Annotated in this window: 15 protein-coding genes; 8 read left to right on the plus strand and 7 right to left on the minus strand. The window is 47.4% G+C overall.

Annotated features, from left to right (window positions below; genetic code table 11):
- Positions 1 to 28: 28 nt before the first annotated feature.
- Positions 29 to 1210 carry an NAD(P)-binding domain-containing protein gene (locus ACO08K_RS05090; protein ID WP_421795319.1) on the minus strand — a complete coding sequence of 394 codons (1182 nt, stop codon included), beginning with the start codon at positions 1208 to 1210 and terminating at the stop codon, positions 29 to 31.
- 262 nt (positions 1211 to 1472) lie between these two features.
- Here ACO08K_RS05090 and trhA point away from each other — a divergent pair, with 262 nt between their 5' ends.
- The 5 genes from trhA to ACO08K_RS05115 all read left to right on the plus strand — a co-directional run bounded on the left by trhA (position 1473) and on the right by ACO08K_RS05115 (position 6682).
- Positions 1473 to 2132, plus strand: a complete 660-nt coding sequence (gene trhA, locus ACO08K_RS05095; protein WP_421795320.1) for a PAQR family membrane homeostasis protein TrhA — start codon at positions 1473 to 1475, stop codon at positions 2130 to 2132.
- Between the two features lie 543 nt (positions 2133 to 2675).
- Positions 2676 to 3170, plus strand: a complete 495-nt coding sequence (locus ACO08K_RS05100) for a hypothetical protein (RefSeq protein ID WP_421795321.1) — start codon at positions 2676 to 2678, stop codon at positions 3168 to 3170.
- Positions 3171 to 3452: 282 nt separating this feature from the next.
- On the plus strand, positions 3453 to 4961 hold the full coding sequence (locus ACO08K_RS05105; RefSeq protein WP_421798289.1) for a S10 family peptidase: 1509 nt from the start codon (positions 3453 to 3455) through the stop codon (positions 4959 to 4961).
- A 278-nt stretch (positions 4962 to 5239) separates the two neighbouring features.
- Positions 5240 to 5785, plus strand: coding sequence for a rhodanese-like domain-containing protein (locus ACO08K_RS05110; RefSeq protein WP_421795322.1), 546 nt, complete (start codon positions 5240 to 5242; stop codon positions 5783 to 5785).
- Between the two features lie 27 nt (positions 5786 to 5812).
- Positions 5813 to 6682, plus strand: coding sequence for a cyanophycinase (locus tag ACO08K_RS05115; protein WP_421795323.1), 870 nt, complete (start codon positions 5813 to 5815; stop codon positions 6680 to 6682).
- Here ACO08K_RS05115 and ACO08K_RS05120 read toward each other — a convergent pair.
- Together ACO08K_RS05120 and ACO08K_RS05125 are read right to left on the minus strand one after the other, a co-directional pair.
- Positions 6679 to 7296: a cytochrome c oxidase subunit 3 gene (locus ACO08K_RS05120; protein ID WP_421795324.1), complete on the minus strand. Its 618-nt coding sequence runs from the start codon at positions 7294 to 7296 to the stop codon at positions 6679 to 6681. The two genes, ACO08K_RS05115 and ACO08K_RS05120, sit on opposite strands and share 4 nt — an antisense overlap.
- A gap of 80 nt (positions 7297 to 7376) precedes the next feature.
- On the minus strand, positions 7377 to 7526 hold the full coding sequence (locus tag ACO08K_RS05125; protein ID WP_421798290.1) for a DUF2256 domain-containing protein: 150 nt from the start codon (positions 7524 to 7526) through the stop codon (positions 7377 to 7379).
- 115 nt (positions 7527 to 7641) lie between these two features.
- Between ACO08K_RS05125 and ACO08K_RS05130 the strand changes: the two genes are divergently transcribed.
- A complete protein-coding gene (locus tag ACO08K_RS05130) occupies positions 7642 to 8484 on the plus strand; it encodes a zinc-ribbon domain-containing protein (protein WP_421795325.1) in 843 nt (280 codons plus the stop codon).
- 138 nt (positions 8485 to 8622) lie between these two features.
- A complete protein-coding gene (locus ACO08K_RS05135) occupies positions 8623 to 9186 on the plus strand; it encodes a hypothetical protein (RefSeq protein ID WP_421795326.1) in 564 nt (187 codons plus the stop codon).
- 196 nt (positions 9187 to 9382) lie between these two features.
- Here the strand turns inward: ACO08K_RS05135 and ACO08K_RS05140 are convergent, their stop codons facing one another.
- Complete coding sequence (locus ACO08K_RS05140; protein ID WP_421795327.1) at positions 9383 to 11284, minus strand: CASTOR/POLLUX-related putative ion channel; 1902 nt, start codon at positions 11282 to 11284, stop codon at positions 9383 to 9385.
- A gap of 196 nt (positions 11285 to 11480) precedes the next feature.
- On the opposite strand from ACO08K_RS05140, the gene ACO08K_RS05145 reads away from it, so the two are divergent.
- On the plus strand, positions 11481 to 12290 hold the full coding sequence (locus tag ACO08K_RS05145; protein ID WP_421795328.1) for a hypothetical protein: 810 nt from the start codon (positions 11481 to 11483) through the stop codon (positions 12288 to 12290).
- A 110-nt stretch (positions 12291 to 12400) separates the two neighbouring features.
- Here ACO08K_RS05145 and ACO08K_RS05150 read toward each other — a convergent pair whose 3' ends face one another.
- The 3 genes from ACO08K_RS05150 to ACO08K_RS05160 form a co-directional block, all read right to left on the minus strand.
- Positions 12401 to 13615 (minus strand): T9SS type A sorting domain-containing protein, encoded by a 1215-nt coding sequence (locus ACO08K_RS05150; protein WP_421795329.1) that lies wholly within the window; start codon positions 13613 to 13615, stop codon positions 12401 to 12403.
- A 255-nt stretch (positions 13616 to 13870) separates the two neighbouring features.
- On the minus strand, positions 13871 to 14743 hold the full coding sequence (locus tag ACO08K_RS05155) for a formylglycine-generating enzyme family protein (RefSeq protein WP_421795330.1): 873 nt from the start codon (positions 14741 to 14743) through the stop codon (positions 13871 to 13873).
- Positions 14743 to 15414, minus strand: coding sequence for a toll/interleukin-1 receptor domain-containing protein (locus ACO08K_RS05160; protein ID WP_421795331.1), 672 nt, complete (start codon positions 15412 to 15414; stop codon positions 14743 to 14745). The genes ACO08K_RS05155 and ACO08K_RS05160 overlap by 1 nt, the downstream gene beginning before the upstream one ends.
- Positions 15415 to 15431 lie beyond the last annotated feature (17 nt).

The following is a 15431-nucleotide window of genomic DNA, read 5'->3' on the forward strand; positions in this document are numbered from 1 at the left end:
TAATGGTGCTAAACCAACTTTTGGCCATTCACATCGAATAAGCCATCCGCAAGCCCTCTCCAATCAATTTCGCCGACAGTCTTACCGCCACCGTAAATCCAAAAAAGGGACCAAAATCCTGCCCGGCAGGCAAACTGGTGATGAACAACCCGGGGATATTGCTTTGAAAAGTTTCATCCAACCTTGGAAAACCATTCTCTACCTCCAATTGAGACAGGAGATTGCCTGTTTTTAAGAAGGGAACATTTTCGATGGCCGCTTTGTAGCCCGTTGCCAGAATGATTTGATCCACCTGGATTTGTTTGCCCGAGTCCAACTGCAGATCCAGTGTACCATCCGGCAAAATTGCGCTGGACGCTACCTGGGTGTTGGGCCAAAGGTGAACATGATCCATGGTTATGCGGTTTTTCAACCAGGGCTCCAGTTTCAAGCGCCCTTCCGCCCAAAGTCGATGGCCTACTTCTTTTTTCTCTGCTTCACTCAGGTTTCGATACCAGCCGGGATTATCTGCCATGCCGTCGATGATTTTATTGACCCAGGACCAGTCTGCTTCTACAAATGCGGGGGTATCGTGCCGATAGGCCAGGTGAATGTCCCTGGCTCCCGCCTCAGCCAGCAAAGCTGCCCACTCAAAGGCACTTTGCCTGCCGCCCAAAATGAGGCAAGCTTTGTCGCGCATTTGCTGGAGGTCGACAAAATCACAGGTGTGTGCATACCGCCCCTCCGGCAATAAGGCCAGCAAATCGGCTGGAAGGTTTACGAAATATTTAAAACCGATGGCCATAGCGACCTGTTTGGCGCGAATTTGGGTGCCATCTTCCAGACTTGCAATAAAATCGCCGCCCTCGTCTCGGCTTAGTTGTTGTACATATTCCGGCAGGTTTTTGAGCCGGGTTTGCTCCAAAAACCATTGGACATAAGCAAGGTAAAAATCGAGGGAAAGCGGTTCAACATCAGCGGGTTTGAGCCCCTGCTCCTCCAAATACCGCTCGATGGTATACACCCCACTTACATCCAGATGCCAATCACAAGCTGAACGCAGGTACATTCCTTCAGGCATGTTTTTTTTCCAAAACTCCATGGGTTTGCCCACCATAAGGTATTCCAGACCAAGTTGTTGCACGTGGGCAGCGAGGCAAATGCCAAAAGGGCCCGCCCCAATGATCAATACGTCGGTTGTTTTTGCAGCAGCTGATGTTTGGGATAACATGTACTTTTTTTTTTCAAACTTATCAGAAATACGGGTGTTTTCAAAACTTTAGGACTGTTTAAACGTAGACAAATGGATGGACAGCAATATCTCCAGCGTTTGCTCCGTTCCTTTGGGGCGATAAAAAATAAATGTTCATTTTGACAGAGGATTAGATAAGTAAACGGTTCAATTTAAGTATCTTATCTAATCCTCTGGCTCAGGAAAAATGAACATTTATTTTTGCCCAGCTACTTTGCTTTTCCACACTCAAAAAATCATCATGTCGACCGACGCCTCGTCCTACCCAAACAAAGTGCTCAAACAAGAGATTGCCAATAGTGTATCCCACGGGTTTGGTATTTTATTCAGCATTGTCTGTATTCCCCTGCTTATTGCGCTGGCTGCCAAAAGTGGCAACTCAGTGGCTACGCTCGGGGTCAGTATTTATGCCTTCAGTTTTTTGATGGTATACACTTGTTCCACCCTGTACCACGGGTTTCAAGAGCCGCTGGTCAAAAAAGTGCTCCAGATTCTGGATCACATCAGCATTTATTTTTTGATCGCAGGCAGTTATACCCCTTTCATTTTGTTGTTCGTGTTCAATCAGGTAGGCATTACCCTGTTGATCGTACTGTGGGGATTGGCCATGGCCGGAATGGTGTTTAAAATTTTCTTCATCAATCGTTTCAACTATTTGTCCACCATCATCTACCTGCTGATGGGCTGGATTTTGCTGGCGGCGGGCAAAACTTTTTTTGTTAGTTTACCCAGTGATGTGCTTATGCTGATTGTCGTTGGTGGGGTATTGTATTCCCTGGGAGTCATTTTTTACCTCTGGGAAAAGTACACCTATCACCACCTGATTTGGCATTTGTTTGTACTGGCAGCCAGCATCAGCCATTTTGTGGCAGTCATCCTGGCGGTTTCGGCGATCTCCTGAAATTGAAGGTTTTTACGCTGATTTATCCAGTATTTTATATTTTTGCCCCGTGAAGAAAATTTTGAAGATTACCACTTTGTTCCATTTACTGCTTCTGTTTGGCTGTATTGTCGGCTCAAACACGGGCAGAATATTGGACCCTACGGTGGTTTCACAGGCAGTTCAGGTTGCGGAAACGGGACAAAAAAGCGTCCTTAGCGGTAAAAATTTACTCTGCCCTTGCAACCCTATTGAAAGCGCAATCAGTGGCGTTTCGCATGCTTTCCCTTCTTTTTCCAAACTGCCTTTTTTTGATTTTATCGCCTTTATTCGCAGCAGCGAGCAGGTATTTTTAAGCACATTTTTGCATTACCGCTTTTTTGCCCGCAACCTAATGCTGCGTTTTTTCAGCTGCGATATTATTTATCCTTTCCACAGTTTTTGGTGATTGCTCTTACATCTTGCGCGACTCGCGTAGTTCTCAATTTTTAAGGTTTCAAAATCGTGTAGTCCTTGCTATGCCTACATGGTTCATTTATGCCAATCATTCAAATTCTTTTAAAGATGGATTTAGGAAACATCCTGCTGTGGAGCATCATCGCCTTGCTTTGTGTGGTGCCATTTATCGTTTTGAGCAACATTGCCAAAAAGAAAAAACAACAAGACTTGAAGGCCCTTCTGGACTTCGCTGCCAATAATCATTTCTCTATCTCCCAACACGACCTTTGGTTCAAATCCGCTATCGGGCTGGATGAAGCCAAACAAGCCATTGTTTTTGTCAGCAACCTGCGCGGTACTCCAGTTGCGCAATGGGTCTTGTTGGAAGAAGTCCAAAAGTGCCAGATCAATGAAACGAGCCGAATGGTGGGTGGACAAGACCAAAGCAGCAAGGTGATTGACAAGTTTGAGTTGGTCTTTACCAGCAATAAAGGAAACACCAGCTTTGAGTTCTTCAATGTCAATTCAGGCAATTTAACGCCGACCATCGAATACCAGCTGGCCGAAAAATGGTGCAGAATCGCCAACGAGCGGATTGCGTCAAAGGCTCAAGCCAAATAATTCCTGGATTAAAATTTAACGTTTTTTAAGCCTTTTGTGCTGGGAATGCTTCGTCATTGCCCAGCACTTTTATTTTTACACGAAATTTTTCCAAAAAAAGATGGTGGAATAGTTCGTAAAACAAGGAAAAGGATCGATCCAGTTTCCGCTGGATCAACCCATGCCCCTGGAATTGATTGCCAAAATCGTGCGTTATCGGGTGGGTGTACTGAAAAAAGTTTGATCAAAAATGATTTACTTTGTATTGAGGCCTTACCACTTCTTCACCAAACCGTTAGTATGATGCGCCACAGCCTGAAAATCCTGTATTGTTGCTTTTTGACCTTGTTGACCACCGCCCTTTGTGCCCAGGAAAAAGCCGATTCCAACAAAGTTCCACCACCCAAATCCTTCATCACCAACCACCAAGGCGTATTTGGTGGAAAAATCATCCGTTACAAGGCGACTGCCAAAGAAAGTTATTTGAAGAACGATAAAGGGGATTCCGTAGCCTCCATCTGGAGCGTAGCCTATACTCAGGAAGGCCTCACGGATTTGAGCAAAAGGCCAGTCACTTTTGTGTTCAACGGGGGCCCCGGTTCGGCGTCAATTTGGCTGCACATGGGCATGTTTGGCCCACAGATTGTCAAGGTGGATTCAGACGCCAAAAAGGACGATGGTGCTGCCCCCTATGCCTTGGTTGACAACAAGCAGGGGCTGCTGGATTTGACCGACCTGGTCTTTATCGACCCCGTGGGTACTGGCTACAGCCGGGTAGTTGGCAAGGGTAAAAATGAAGATTATTGGGGGTTGAAAGAGGATGCAGCTTCAATCGCGAAGTTCATGCGCCTCTGGGTGACTGAAAACAAACGTTGGTTTTCACCTAAATACATCGCTGGAGAAAGTTTTGGTACCACCCGAGCCGCAGCTGTCGCCAATGCACTGGAAAAGGACGGCCAAACGATGGATCTTAATGGTTTGGTGCTCATTTCCCAAGCCTTGGACTATACTGGATCCACCTCCATTCACGACAACATCACCTCTAACCTGACCTACTTACCCAGCATGGCAGCTACCGCCTGGTACCACAAAAAAGCCGGGCAGGGCAAAACGCTGGAAGCCTTTGTGGAAGAATGCCGTAAATTCACTTATGATAACTATGCTCCGGCCTTGTACCGAGGTAGTTTGTTGAGCGCAGCGGAGCAAAACGCCGTTGCCGAAAAAATGGCTTATTTCATTGGTTTGGACAAAAACTACATCCTGCGCTCGAACCTCAGCATTTTGATGCACCGCTTCCAAAAACAATTGCTGGCGGATCAGGGCCTGGCCATCGGCCGTCTCGACGGGCGGTTTATGGGGGATGAAGCGGATAAAGTTTCCGAAGGCCCAGATTTGGGCGACCCTTCCGATTACCAGATCGGTGGGGCTTATACCGCCGCATTGAATCACTATTATGCTTCGACATTAAAAGTGGAAATGGATCGTCCCTACCTGACTTCCAACGACGAGGTGGGTGAAAAATGGCGTTGGCGCCCCGTGCCCGACGGCCAATACTGGGAACCCATGCCCGTCAACGTAGCCCGGCAACTGGGTGAAACCATGCGGCGCAATACGGCCATGAAAGTGCTCGTAGCCAGTGGCTATTACGACCTGATCTGCCCATTTTTTGATACAGAATATACCTTTGCCCGCAATGGAATTGTGCCTGAACGGGTCACCAAAACCTATTACGAAGCGGGGCACATGATGTACCTGCACGAACCGGATATGGTGAAGTTGGCAGGGGATATCCGTAAGTTTTTGACGGAATAAACATCTCTGTTCCACCCTAATCAACATTTTGCTCGGAGGACATCAATAGCCCCAGGCTTCAGCCTGGGGACCTTGCGCCTTCCTCGGATTTGGGCTTTAGCCACACTTAAAAGTTAAGGCTATGGCTAAAGCCCAATCAAAGGGGGAAGCCCGATCCACGCGCTAAAGCACGTGGCAATTGATGTCCTCCGAGCAAGATGTCTAGTAGTCTGTCTCTATTCAAAACAATGACCAGTCTAAAACCCAGAAAAGCAGTATTTTGCAGTAAAGTCTCGCCAATGCGCAACATTTTACCCAATTTCACCCGACTCCAGGCTAAAGTCTGGTTCGCTTTTATTATGTTTCTGGGTTTGTTCACGGGCATGAATGCCCAGGTGCAAAGCCGTTCCTATCAGTTTGTCCTCAGCAAATTATTGAAACACTCCGTACCAGAATTGAGTGTAGAAACGGTGGCCAAAAACCTGGCGGCTTATCCCATTTTCATCGATGCCCGGGAATGGAATGAGTATGCGGTAAGCCACGTCAAAGGCGCCATCTGGGTAGGGTATAAAGACTTTGAGCTATCCAGACTGGAGCGAATAGACAAAAATAGCCCAATCGTTGTATATTGTTCGGTAGGTTACCGCAGCGAAAAGATTGCTGAAAAGCTCCTGGCTGCAGGCTACCCCCATGCGGCGAATTTGTACGGCGGCATTTTTGAGTGGGTCAACCGCAAACAGGCATTGGTCAACCTGGAAGGCCATCCCACCGAGTATGTACATGCCTACAACAAGATGTGGGGCACCTGGCTGCAGGTAAAAAAAAAGCGCAAGGTGTATAAATAGGTATCAGACTTTCAAAATCATCAACACATGAACCTGATTCAAAAATCGCTTTCATTTTGGCTCATTTTACTGGGATTTTTCACCATTGGCCATGCTCAAGACAATAGTCCCCGTTTTGGTCCAGCGCGGGGCTCACTAATGATTGTGGGCGGAGGTAGTGTAGGTGCCGACATTTGGGCGCGGTTCATCGAGTTGGCGGGTGGTGAAAGCGCCAGTATCGTGGTCATTCCTACCGCCAACGAAGACGTCAACATTAGTGGCGGAACTTCCGCTGAAAAAGAATTGCTACAACATTTGGGTGTAAAAAATGTCACTGTGCTACATACCCGCGACCGCAAACAAGCCGATGATCCCAATTTTGTAGCACCTTTGCGCAAGGCCACCGGGATTTGGTTTACGGGTGGGCGGCATTGGCGGCTGGCCGACTCTTACCTCAACACCCTGGCTCACCGCGAATTTAAAGCCCTGCTCGAACGTGGTGGAGTCATTGCCGGTACTTCGGCAGGTGCAACTATCCAGGGCTCCTTCATGGTTCGTGGGGATACCAAAGGCAATACCCTGATGATCGGAGACCACACCGAAGGGCTTGGTTTTATCCAGAACGTGACCATTGATCAGCATCTACTGGTGCGCAATCGCCAATTTGATTTGGTGGAAGTGATTCGCCAAAAGCCCGAATTGTTGGGCATCGGCATCGATGAGAGTACCGCCATCGTGGTGCAAAAAGATACCTTCGAAGTAATTGGCAATTCTTTTGTAGCCATTTATGACGCCAAAAATATCCTGGGCAATGCAAACCAGGCTAATGGATCGGCTCAGGTTGCCAATCGACCATTTTACTTTTTGAACCGTGGTCAAAGGTTTAATTTGAAAGAAAAGATTGTCCTGCGCCGTTAACGAATAAAATAATTGATGTAAAAAAAGATGATCAGGTAAATCCACAAAACGTCCAAAAAGTGCCAGTAAATCCCTAGTAGGCGTAGATTCAGGCGCTTTTCTGGGTCAGAAAAATACACCAGTACACTGACTGGTTCCTTCATGTGGTACCGCGCCTGGTAGATGAAATAGCCCAAAAACGGCAATCCAGCAATAACGTGTGCAAAGTGCAGGCCGGAAATGACGTACAAATACCCCGCTGAATTGTCCGAACTCATCAAAACCCCGTCGCTGAACAACATGTACCAGGCAAGAGCCTGGGCCACCATGAACAACAAAGACAAGCCCAAGGTAAACCACAGGGCCCTCTGGTAATTTTCGGTATGATCGGCCAAGTAAGATTTTTTGGCCCAGACCATCGTGGTGCTACTCCCCAACAAAATAAGCGTATTGAACAAAAAGAGGATGGGCAAGCGCAATGGTGGCAGGTGTTGGTTCACCCGATTGTACACGTAGGCCAGCGACAAAGCAATAAAAATGGTACTCAAACCCATCAGCAAAAGCACCAAAATGATGTTTTTGGGGTGGAACGCCAGATAAGCGTATTCGTTGTGTGGTTGTTCTTGTTCAGACATCTTGTACAATTTTGGATACAAAGACCTTAAGCCCAAAGGCGATCCCAAAAAGCTGATTGCTGATCACTCAAAGCTGATCACTAAATCGCCCTCCGGCATCGCTCACTGCAATACTTTACTTCCTCCCAAACCTTCTCCCATTTCTTCCGCCAGCTGAACGGACGCTTACAAACTGGGCAGATTTTTTGAGGAAGGTCTGCTTTTTTAGGTTTTTTTGCCAATATTTTCATTTTTATTGAAGCAAAGTAGCAAACAGCAAGCAAGCTGGATTGTTTTGATGAATACCTTTGTTTATTTTCGACGATTAAAATGCAGTGTTTAATTACACTGCGGTGCAAACTTACTATGAAGAAGTGTATTCGCTGCCAAATGGTTTTGTCGGACGACGCCCGGTTCTGTTCCAACTGTGGAGCGCCCCAGCCCGATTGGACTGCCAGTCAACGCAGCACTGTCCCCAGTATTGACCTAGATTTGGAAATTGAACCCCAACTTTCCGAAAAATTCTTTCTGGCCCTTAAAGACCGCATCGAACGGGAACATCGTCCTGAACAATATACGGCCTACTCCGAACGGATGTACCCTTCCGGGTTTCGTGATGTGATCGCCCGACGCTTTACCCAAGCAGCAGATCGATTGCGCAACCAACAAGCTCTGGGCATGTTGGAAACGACGCAACTCAACTGGTTTGTGGAAGATTTATTTGAGGAACTGCTCGATTTTTACATCATTCGTTATTGCAAAGACCTGAATGAGGTAGAGCTTCCTGAAGCCATTCTTAAGTACCAAAACGTACCGATGAGTGAAATCAACCTGTTCCAGGTGGTCAAAGATTTTTTGCAGTTCGAACGCGAGCCTGAAAAAATTTATACCGATTTGTTACAAATGCCCATTCACAAGTTGAAAAACGCTAGCCAGGCTTTCCTCTTCCCGCCCCGCGACGAAAAAATCCTGCTGGTGGCTGATCAAAGTTTATTGGGCAATGGCAAGGAGGGTTTTGCCATTACGGCCCGGGGGATGTACTGGAAGGCACCTTTTCAAAAATCTCAAATTGTCCTCTTTTCAAACCTGATCGACCTGCGTCGCAAGGAGGATTGGATCGAAATCAATGGACATTTCTTTAATGCAGGTCTGACCCTCAACGTTAAATTGTTGCGCTTATTGGGCCGATTAAAGTTGTGGCATCGTTAAAAAAACGTGCAGATTATTGCATTGATTAACAAAATCTTAAAAACGTTTTTAACAGCAGTTAAACTCCTACTAAAGTCTTTTCGGGATAAGTGATCTTTGTAAAAATCCTTGTTCATTGCAGCAACAAAAACATGCAACATGAAAGGATTTTTAGTAATCACCACGACTGTAGCATTCCTTGGAATGTTTGCCGCAGCTACCTCGGCACAAACAGTAAGAGTAATAGGCTCTACGCCTGGCTTTTCCAGTTCGCAACCAACTACAACTACACCAAGCATCAACAGCGCAAACCGCCGCTATGACCAACCGCGAGTAGACTACCGCACCCCTCCACCGAATTACGACAGCAGATATGGCCGCAATGATCCCTATCGAAACGATCGCGATGACCGAGACCGCCGGGGCTCCGATTGTGATGATGATCGCCGCGGGGGCTATGGCTCACGGGATGATGATCGTCGGGGAGGAGGTTATTATGGCTCCCGGGGAGATGATCGCAGAAGATATGAGCACCGGGACAACGACCGTTACTGCTCTTGCGACAAATGCCACCACCACCATGATGATGACCGTTATGGTAGGTCAACTTCTTCCAGAGACCGCGATAGAGGTTATGTGGATTATCGGGACCGGGATCGATATGAAAGATCACGGGGGTCTTCTTGTCCGCCAAAAGGTAAGGGCAAATACGGAAGGGATTAACTGCTTTGCTGCTTAAGTGATTTCTTGAGTGTCTTAGGTTTCTTAGGTGGTGAAAGAATCACCTGCTCCGCAGGTTTTTCCTTTTTCACCACCTAAGAAATTTTAGAAACCATAGATTCACCTAAGGTGTTGGACAACCAATACTAAGTTGTAGCCCGTTAGAACACTAAAATTTGGGATGGCTTATGCTTATTGATTACACCTCCCCCAGCACGATGATCTTATCCCCTTCTTCAAATCGAATTTTTTCCGATTTCTTTGGGTTGATATTCACGCCGTACATTTTGCTTTCATCCTGGGAATAGCGCATTATTCGGTAGCCGATAGCCGTTTGCCCTTGTCGGGCAGCGCTCTCCAGAACCGTGTAGAAGTCCAGTTCAAGGCCCGTTTTTACAAATTGGCTCGCCTCTTTGAGGTACACCTCTGAGCCTTCCGCTTCAAACAAGATGTCGTATACTTTTTTGAGCTCCTTATTTTCAGACAATTGAGTCAGTACCAGGCTCAACAATTTGTCACTCAGGATGAAATCATCAGCTTTGGAAACCTCCGCCAATTCGCGGTTGCGGATGTCCAGCATTTCTGACACAATGGAGAAGTCCTTGCCTGCTTTTTCCGCGAGGTCGCGCAAGTGGAGCAAACAAATCAAGGTTTTGGCGTCCGATTCCTGGGTTTCGATGTTTTGGATGTAACTCAGCAAGATGATGTGGTCAAAACTTTCCACTTCCAGAGATTCCAGGGTGCTGCGATCGTTGATGTCTCCCTGGGTCAGTTCTATTTTGATATTTTTGAGCCTGTCTTTTAAAAATTCAACATCTTCTTCGATCCCTTCCACCTCGGCCAAAATCCGAACTTTTGAATCCGGCAACACATAATTGTCCAATTCTTCGATAATGCGAATGGCCTTGGGGTTCCAGCCTAGAATCAGCGTACTTTCTACACCGGCACTGCTACCGGCACCTTTGGTCAGTAGGGTTTCATCAGGTGCAGTCAAGTTCAGGCCGCTGAGTTTGATGGTATCGTCGTCTTTGGAAATGGCGATCAATTTGTCGCCATTCTGCAACACGTAGTCCATTTTGGGATTGAGCAATGCTTGTCCCTGAGCTGTAAACACCCCAATGATGCTGGACTCTTCAAAAGCGAAAAGGCAGTCTTTGTAACTTTTACCCCAAAGCTGTTTTTCTTCACTGAAGTAAATTTCATCCCCTTCAAATTGCAACAACTCGGTGTAGACAATACTCAAGCCCGACTGACGGCAAGTTTGGGCGGTAAGGCGGGAAATCAAGTCGGCAGTCAGTACATAAACTGCCTCGTCTCCTCCAACCAGTTTAGCCGCTTCCAGGTTATGCGGGTCTTTGATCTCCGCGACAATGTGGTATTTGCCTTGCTTGCGCTGTTTGCTATTGGTTAGTGAAAGTACCGCTTTGATCACGTGTACATCCGGGTTGTCAATGTCCTCCGGGCTCAGGATGATGATGGACCTGGCCTCAGTGGGGTTTACTACCTGAATATCGGATGCTTCCAGAGGACTGCCACTGCGCACGATGATTTTTGTGTTTTTGGTATCCGGGATTTTGGCGCGAATGTCGTCCTCCATCTCTACCTTGTCCTGATTGGCCAAAATCACAATCCGGGGGTTCTTCTGGTTTTCATTGGCGATGCACAGGTCGGAGATGATGGAATAAATTTTGGAAGAATACCCCAAAATTAAGGTGTGGTTGGACTCCAAAACCATCGATTTGCCCTTGCGCAAGTCCTCAATGCTTTGGTCGATGCCACTGGAAATCGAACCGATCAGGGTAGATAGAATAAAAATACCGCCAATGGTTACCACCAGCATAATACCGCGGAAAATCCAGCCTGAGTCGCCACCTACGGCACCAGAGTCGAGTGCACGCATCAAACTCTGCCAGGCTGCTTCGGCGAAACCCAGTTTTTCATCTGGTGCTGGGCCTATCCCTGTGAAATGCAGCACCGCAGCTGCAATAACCACAATGACAAAGGAAACCAGAGCCAGCCAACCTATGATGGCAATGGGGCCAGCCGACAGTGAATTTTCAAAACGGTAACGTAACTTTTCTTGTAGTGTAGCTTTCGGCATAGTAGTCAACAATTTAGGTGTTTTTGGAATGTAAAATTGCCCGTTTTTTTAGCTTTGTAGTGGGAATTTCGGAGAGAAAGTGGGTAAAACTATAAAATTTGTAGATATTTAATTGGCATGGCTGGGATAAAATCTTTTCCAGAAAATTCCCAACCGAATTCCCGGAAATCCCGTCTACCTAAAAAAAGACAATACCATGATGCGTAAATTCCATATCCTCTCTTTTGCACTGGCTATGCTCCTGGGCTGGAGCTGTGAGCAGAATGAACTGGTACTGAAGAACACCGATGCTTTGGTTGATGTAGATCCCAAACTGGAAGGTACCTGGCTGCTGGTCAATGGGCCACTTGACATAGGCCTGGTTTTGGACGGCGATAAAAGTCGCGGCCCTGCCTGGATCACCCTCATGAAGGGAGGCAAGATGCGGGGGCATAGCTCACGCAACATCCTAGCGGGCAACTACACCACCAAAGAGGACAAAAAAATCGGCATGGAAGTCAATATGACTACCCGGGTAGCCGACAATCCATTTTCAACCTGGTTTATGGAAGGTGTTCGTACTGCCAGCGATTACCGCATCGAAGGCAGCAACATGACCTTCGTCAACGATGCCAACAGTCGACAAGAGTTGATTTTCGCCAAACTGGAAGACCAGTGTCGCCCGGTTTTGAAAGACATCGGCCTGTTCAACAGTGCGAATAAGGAAAGTGATTTCACCATCAAAGAGGCTTACCAAATCGAAAACTGCCTGGTGCTGGAAGTTACCTACAGCGGCGGTTGTGTAGAACAGGAGCCTGAGTTGGTCTGGAATGGTGGCCTGTCTAAAAGTTTACCTCCACTGGCCAGCTTGAAGTTGCACTACCGCAAATCGGACGATTGTGAAGCGCTGGTTTCCCGAACTTATTATTTCGACCTTTTGCCTTTCTTTTCGGCAGCGGGGTATAATGAGATTCGGGTGAATATTGAAGGATTGAAGGGAGAAGTGACGGTGAGGAAGAGTGAGTAAGTGAAAAGTGAAAAGTGAAAAGTGAAAAGTGAAAAGTGAAAAGTGAAAAAAATAGACCAAACGGTTATATCCAAATGGTATATTTACTTTTCACTTTTCACTTTTCGCTTTTAAAGCACCAACATCTTCTGCACCAGCACGGCAGTTGGCGTGCGCAAAGTATAAAGGAAAAAGCCTTTCGAATGGCCCAATTCACTGCGTTGGAGTAAAATTTCATTGCGCCCGGTAGTACCATTCAATTGCCGGATCAGCACCCGGCGACCTTGCTGGTCGTATACATTGAATTCCACATTGCCGGATTGTTGCAGGTCGTAGTAGATGAGGGCCTCTTTGTCTACTGGGTTGGGCAAATTGGGGTGTAAAATGTCCTTGCCTCTGGATAAAGGTGGCTCTCCCGGGAGTTTAATAATGGGTGGATTAGGCCGATCGGCGCTACTGGAGGAGGAAACACTGACCTCCGTTTTGCAGGTATTAAAGGCCCCTACCCCATCGATTCCCCACAATTCTACGGTGACACTGGTCAGGGTATCTACGGGAAAAAATTCCACCTGGCTTTGTAAGGGTGTCCAATAGCGCGCTCCCCGGCGTTCGATGTATTCTCCCAGATCTGTAATGTCGCCATCCTTGTTGAGGTCGAATCCGTCCTGTTGATCCAGCTTTCCATCCCCATTGGTATCATAACCGGCTCCGATCATGGTGGGAATTACGGCCGGGTAAAAGGCGCGCCGTACCCTATACTGGCTGATGCGGCAATTGTCTTTGCTGCCTTTGTTGAAAAACTCGTGGTCAAGGGTGACTACATCGCTGCGCAACCCGGAGCTGCCCGGCAGGGAAAGGTTCAGCGCTGAGGCACAAAGCATGGTCGGCTTGCTGAGATCCTCAATCTCAAAGTAAAGGGTGTCCTGGGTTCTTTGGCGGCAGCGATCCAGCAGGTTAATCACCAGGCGAAAACGGCCAACGTTACGGATTTCAAATTGAGCTTCGTTTTCAGAAAGGATGGCCCAGCCTTCGCTTTGTACCAAAACGCCTTTTACCCAGCGCCCCCAGGAAGCCAATTGCACCTTGCTGGACAAATAGCCGCAAGGTGTTTTGAGTTCCACGCCGAAGTTTTGTTGCAAGGCATCGGGCGTGAATCGCATGTCCAGTCCACACACATTGCTTTGCGCCGCCAACTTGAACAACCGATTTGGAATGACAATTTCCGGCTTGGTGGAGTCCGCCACAGCAAAAGTTGAAAAGGCTTGAAGACTAAAAGGGAGGCTAAAAAGGACAACAATTGCAATAAACCTGTGGCTGATTTTTTGGTGTAAATTTTGTGTTTTCATGAAATGGTAGTTTGTTGAATGATCAAAAAACTACCGGGCTGGAAAAGAGGTATGATTGTGGGGATAAATATAAGGGAATTAGATGTAAAAAGGGAATGGAGTGTTGGATTTTTTTGTCGGGGGGTGGACAGGGGGTATTCCTGCATCGACTTCTCAGCATCTGTCGGCTCGCCCTAGCTTCCCCACGAATAAATTCATGGGTTGTTTCTTTTGGTGGCTCCCACGGATAAATCCATGGGTTGCCTAGGGGTTTGATCACTGGCCTCCCACCGATGAATCAATGGGCTTTGAGCGGCTCAGTTGCCTGGAGGAAGAACCCAGCACCACTCGAAAACCGACATGGTCACGGCGAAAAGCAAGGTGTGAGTAGCCGCGAGCAGAAGGGCGGCAATCCGACGGGTCGTAGTCCCAGCAACCGCCACGCAGCACCCCAAAAGTACCCTCCTCTAAGTCTAACCAAGCGGAACCATCCTTTGGTGCACCATGGTAATTTTCATGCCACTGATCAACACACCATTCCCATACATTACCACTCAGGTCATATAGCCCCAGTTCGTTGGCCAGTTTGAGCCCTACGGCTTTGGTTTGGCGGTGGCTATTGTCATCGTACCAACCCAGCTCATCCAGTTTGTCGCCGCCCGCGTAGCGAAAGTCACCAGATTTATTGCCCCCCCGAGCAGCGTATTCCCATTCGGCTTCAGTTGGCAAGCGGAAGCCCTCTACTACTGGATTGAAAAAAATGGAAAGGGTGTTGGGGTATTCTATTTTTTGAGCGTCTTCAAAATTTAAGGGTTTTTGAAAGGCTGGATCGCTAAAGTACACTGGTGCGTAATCACAGTGCAAACTCAATTGATTACAAAAGGCAGCAGAAGCGTACCAACTTACTCTTTCAACGGGGCGTTGGAGGCTTGGAAAATGGGAAGGGTTTTCTCTGCCCATTACGGTTAGCCATAAGATTTGAATGACCGGATGTTCAGCAATGTAAAAGGAAGGGAGGGAAACGAAGTGAATCGGCTGTTCCCTTTCATCGCCTTCACTACCCATATTGAATGAGCCCCCTTCCACCAAAATAAGGCGAAAGGAGACATCCTCAGTAATTTTGATCTCAAGAATCGTTGGATCATCCATTACAACACCCTTTTTATACCTTCCACAACCTCTACCCAAGCTTGATCTTTATCTGCATAGGAGCTCACTGGTTTGGCCTTGGAGGGCAATCCATTCAATTTGCCAAAGGGCATGCCATTCCAATCACAAGGGCGGATGAAAATGGGGATCACTCGGGCTTCACCCTTTGCGTGGCGCTCCATCGCGGTGGTGATTTCCACTTTCCAGATGTAATCGGTGGCCAAAAAATCGGAACTGACCAGCAGCAGGATGATATCGGCCTGGGCTAAAGTGGTTTTGATTGTGTCGTCCCATTCTTCTCCGGGCAGGATATCGCTGTCGGTCCAGGGTGCCACCTTGTCCAAACGGCGCAAACTGGCCATATGGCGCAGCAATTGATCCAGGTACGGACGATCGTGCTGGGAGTAGGAAAAGAAGATTTTTTTGCCGCTGGAAACATGGGGCGTGGTCGTGCCAGAGCTCAAATGGTCTGGTTTTCTTTGTTCCAGAGCACTTATTTGAGTGCAGGTTTTCTGGATGTCAGCTTCCAGTTCCTGCACTTGGCGCTGCAAAGCAAATTTCTTTTCTTCATCATAGGCGATAATCAAGGCCTGAGCCAGACGATTTTTCTTATCGATCAAAAGTTCGAGATTGGCTTGGAGGCCCTCCAGTTCTTTGTTGCTTCCGTGCATGGTTTTGTACTTAACGT

The organism is Haliscomenobacter sp. (genome assembly GCF_965225875.1).
Lineage (GTDB): Bacteria > Bacteroidota > Bacteroidia > Chitinophagales > Saprospiraceae > Haliscomenobacter.

Excerpts from the sequence above, each read along its gene's own strand:
- ACO08K_RS05100 (WP_421795321.1), top strand. The coding sequence starts at position 2,676 with ATGGATTTAGGAAACATCCTGCTGTGGAGCATCATCGCCTTGCTTTGT.
- ACO08K_RS05140 (WP_421795327.1), bottom strand. The coding sequence starts at position 11,284 with ATGCCGAAAGCTACACTACAAGAAAAGTTACGTTACCGTTTTGAAAAT.
- ACO08K_RS05125 (WP_421798290.1), bottom strand. The coding sequence starts at position 7,526 with ATGAAAATATTGGCAAAAAAACCTAAAAAAGCAGACCTTCCTCAAAAA.
- ACO08K_RS05135 (WP_421795326.1), top strand. The coding sequence starts at position 8,623 with ATGAAAGGATTTTTAGTAATCACCACGACTGTAGCATTCCTTGGAATG.
- ACO08K_RS05110 (WP_421795322.1), top strand. The coding sequence starts at position 5,240 with ATGCGCAACATTTTACCCAATTTCACCCGACTCCAGGCTAAAGTCTGG.
- ACO08K_RS05145 (WP_421795328.1), top strand. The coding sequence starts at position 11,481 with ATGATGCGTAAATTCCATATCCTCTCTTTTGCACTGGCTATGCTCCTG.
- ACO08K_RS05115 (WP_421795323.1), top strand. The coding sequence starts at position 5,813 with ATGAACCTGATTCAAAAATCGCTTTCATTTTGGCTCATTTTACTGGGA.
- ACO08K_RS05130 (WP_421795325.1), top strand. The coding sequence starts at position 7,642 with ATGAAGAAGTGTATTCGCTGCCAAATGGTTTTGTCGGACGACGCCCGG.
- trhA (WP_421795320.1), top strand. The coding sequence starts at position 1,473 with ATGTCGACCGACGCCTCGTCCTACCCAAACAAAGTGCTCAAACAAGAG.
- ACO08K_RS05150 (WP_421795329.1), bottom strand. The coding sequence starts at position 13,615 with ATGAAAACACAAAATTTACACCAAAAAATCAGCCACAGGTTTATTGCA.
- ACO08K_RS05155 (WP_421795330.1), bottom strand. The coding sequence starts at position 14,743 with ATGGATGATCCAACGATTCTTGAGATCAAAATTACTGAGGATGTCTCC.
- ACO08K_RS05105 (WP_421798289.1), top strand. The coding sequence starts at position 3,453 with ATGCGCCACAGCCTGAAAATCCTGTATTGTTGCTTTTTGACCTTGTTG.
- ACO08K_RS05090 (WP_421795319.1), bottom strand. The coding sequence starts at position 1,210 with ATGTTATCCCAAACATCAGCTGCTGCAAAAACAACCGACGTATTGATC.
- ACO08K_RS05120 (WP_421795324.1), bottom strand. The coding sequence starts at position 7,296 with ATGTCTGAACAAGAACAACCACACAACGAATACGCTTATCTGGCGTTC.
- ACO08K_RS05160 (WP_421795331.1), bottom strand. The coding sequence starts at position 15,414 with ATGCACGGAAGCAACAAAGAACTGGAGGGCCTCCAAGCCAATCTCGAA.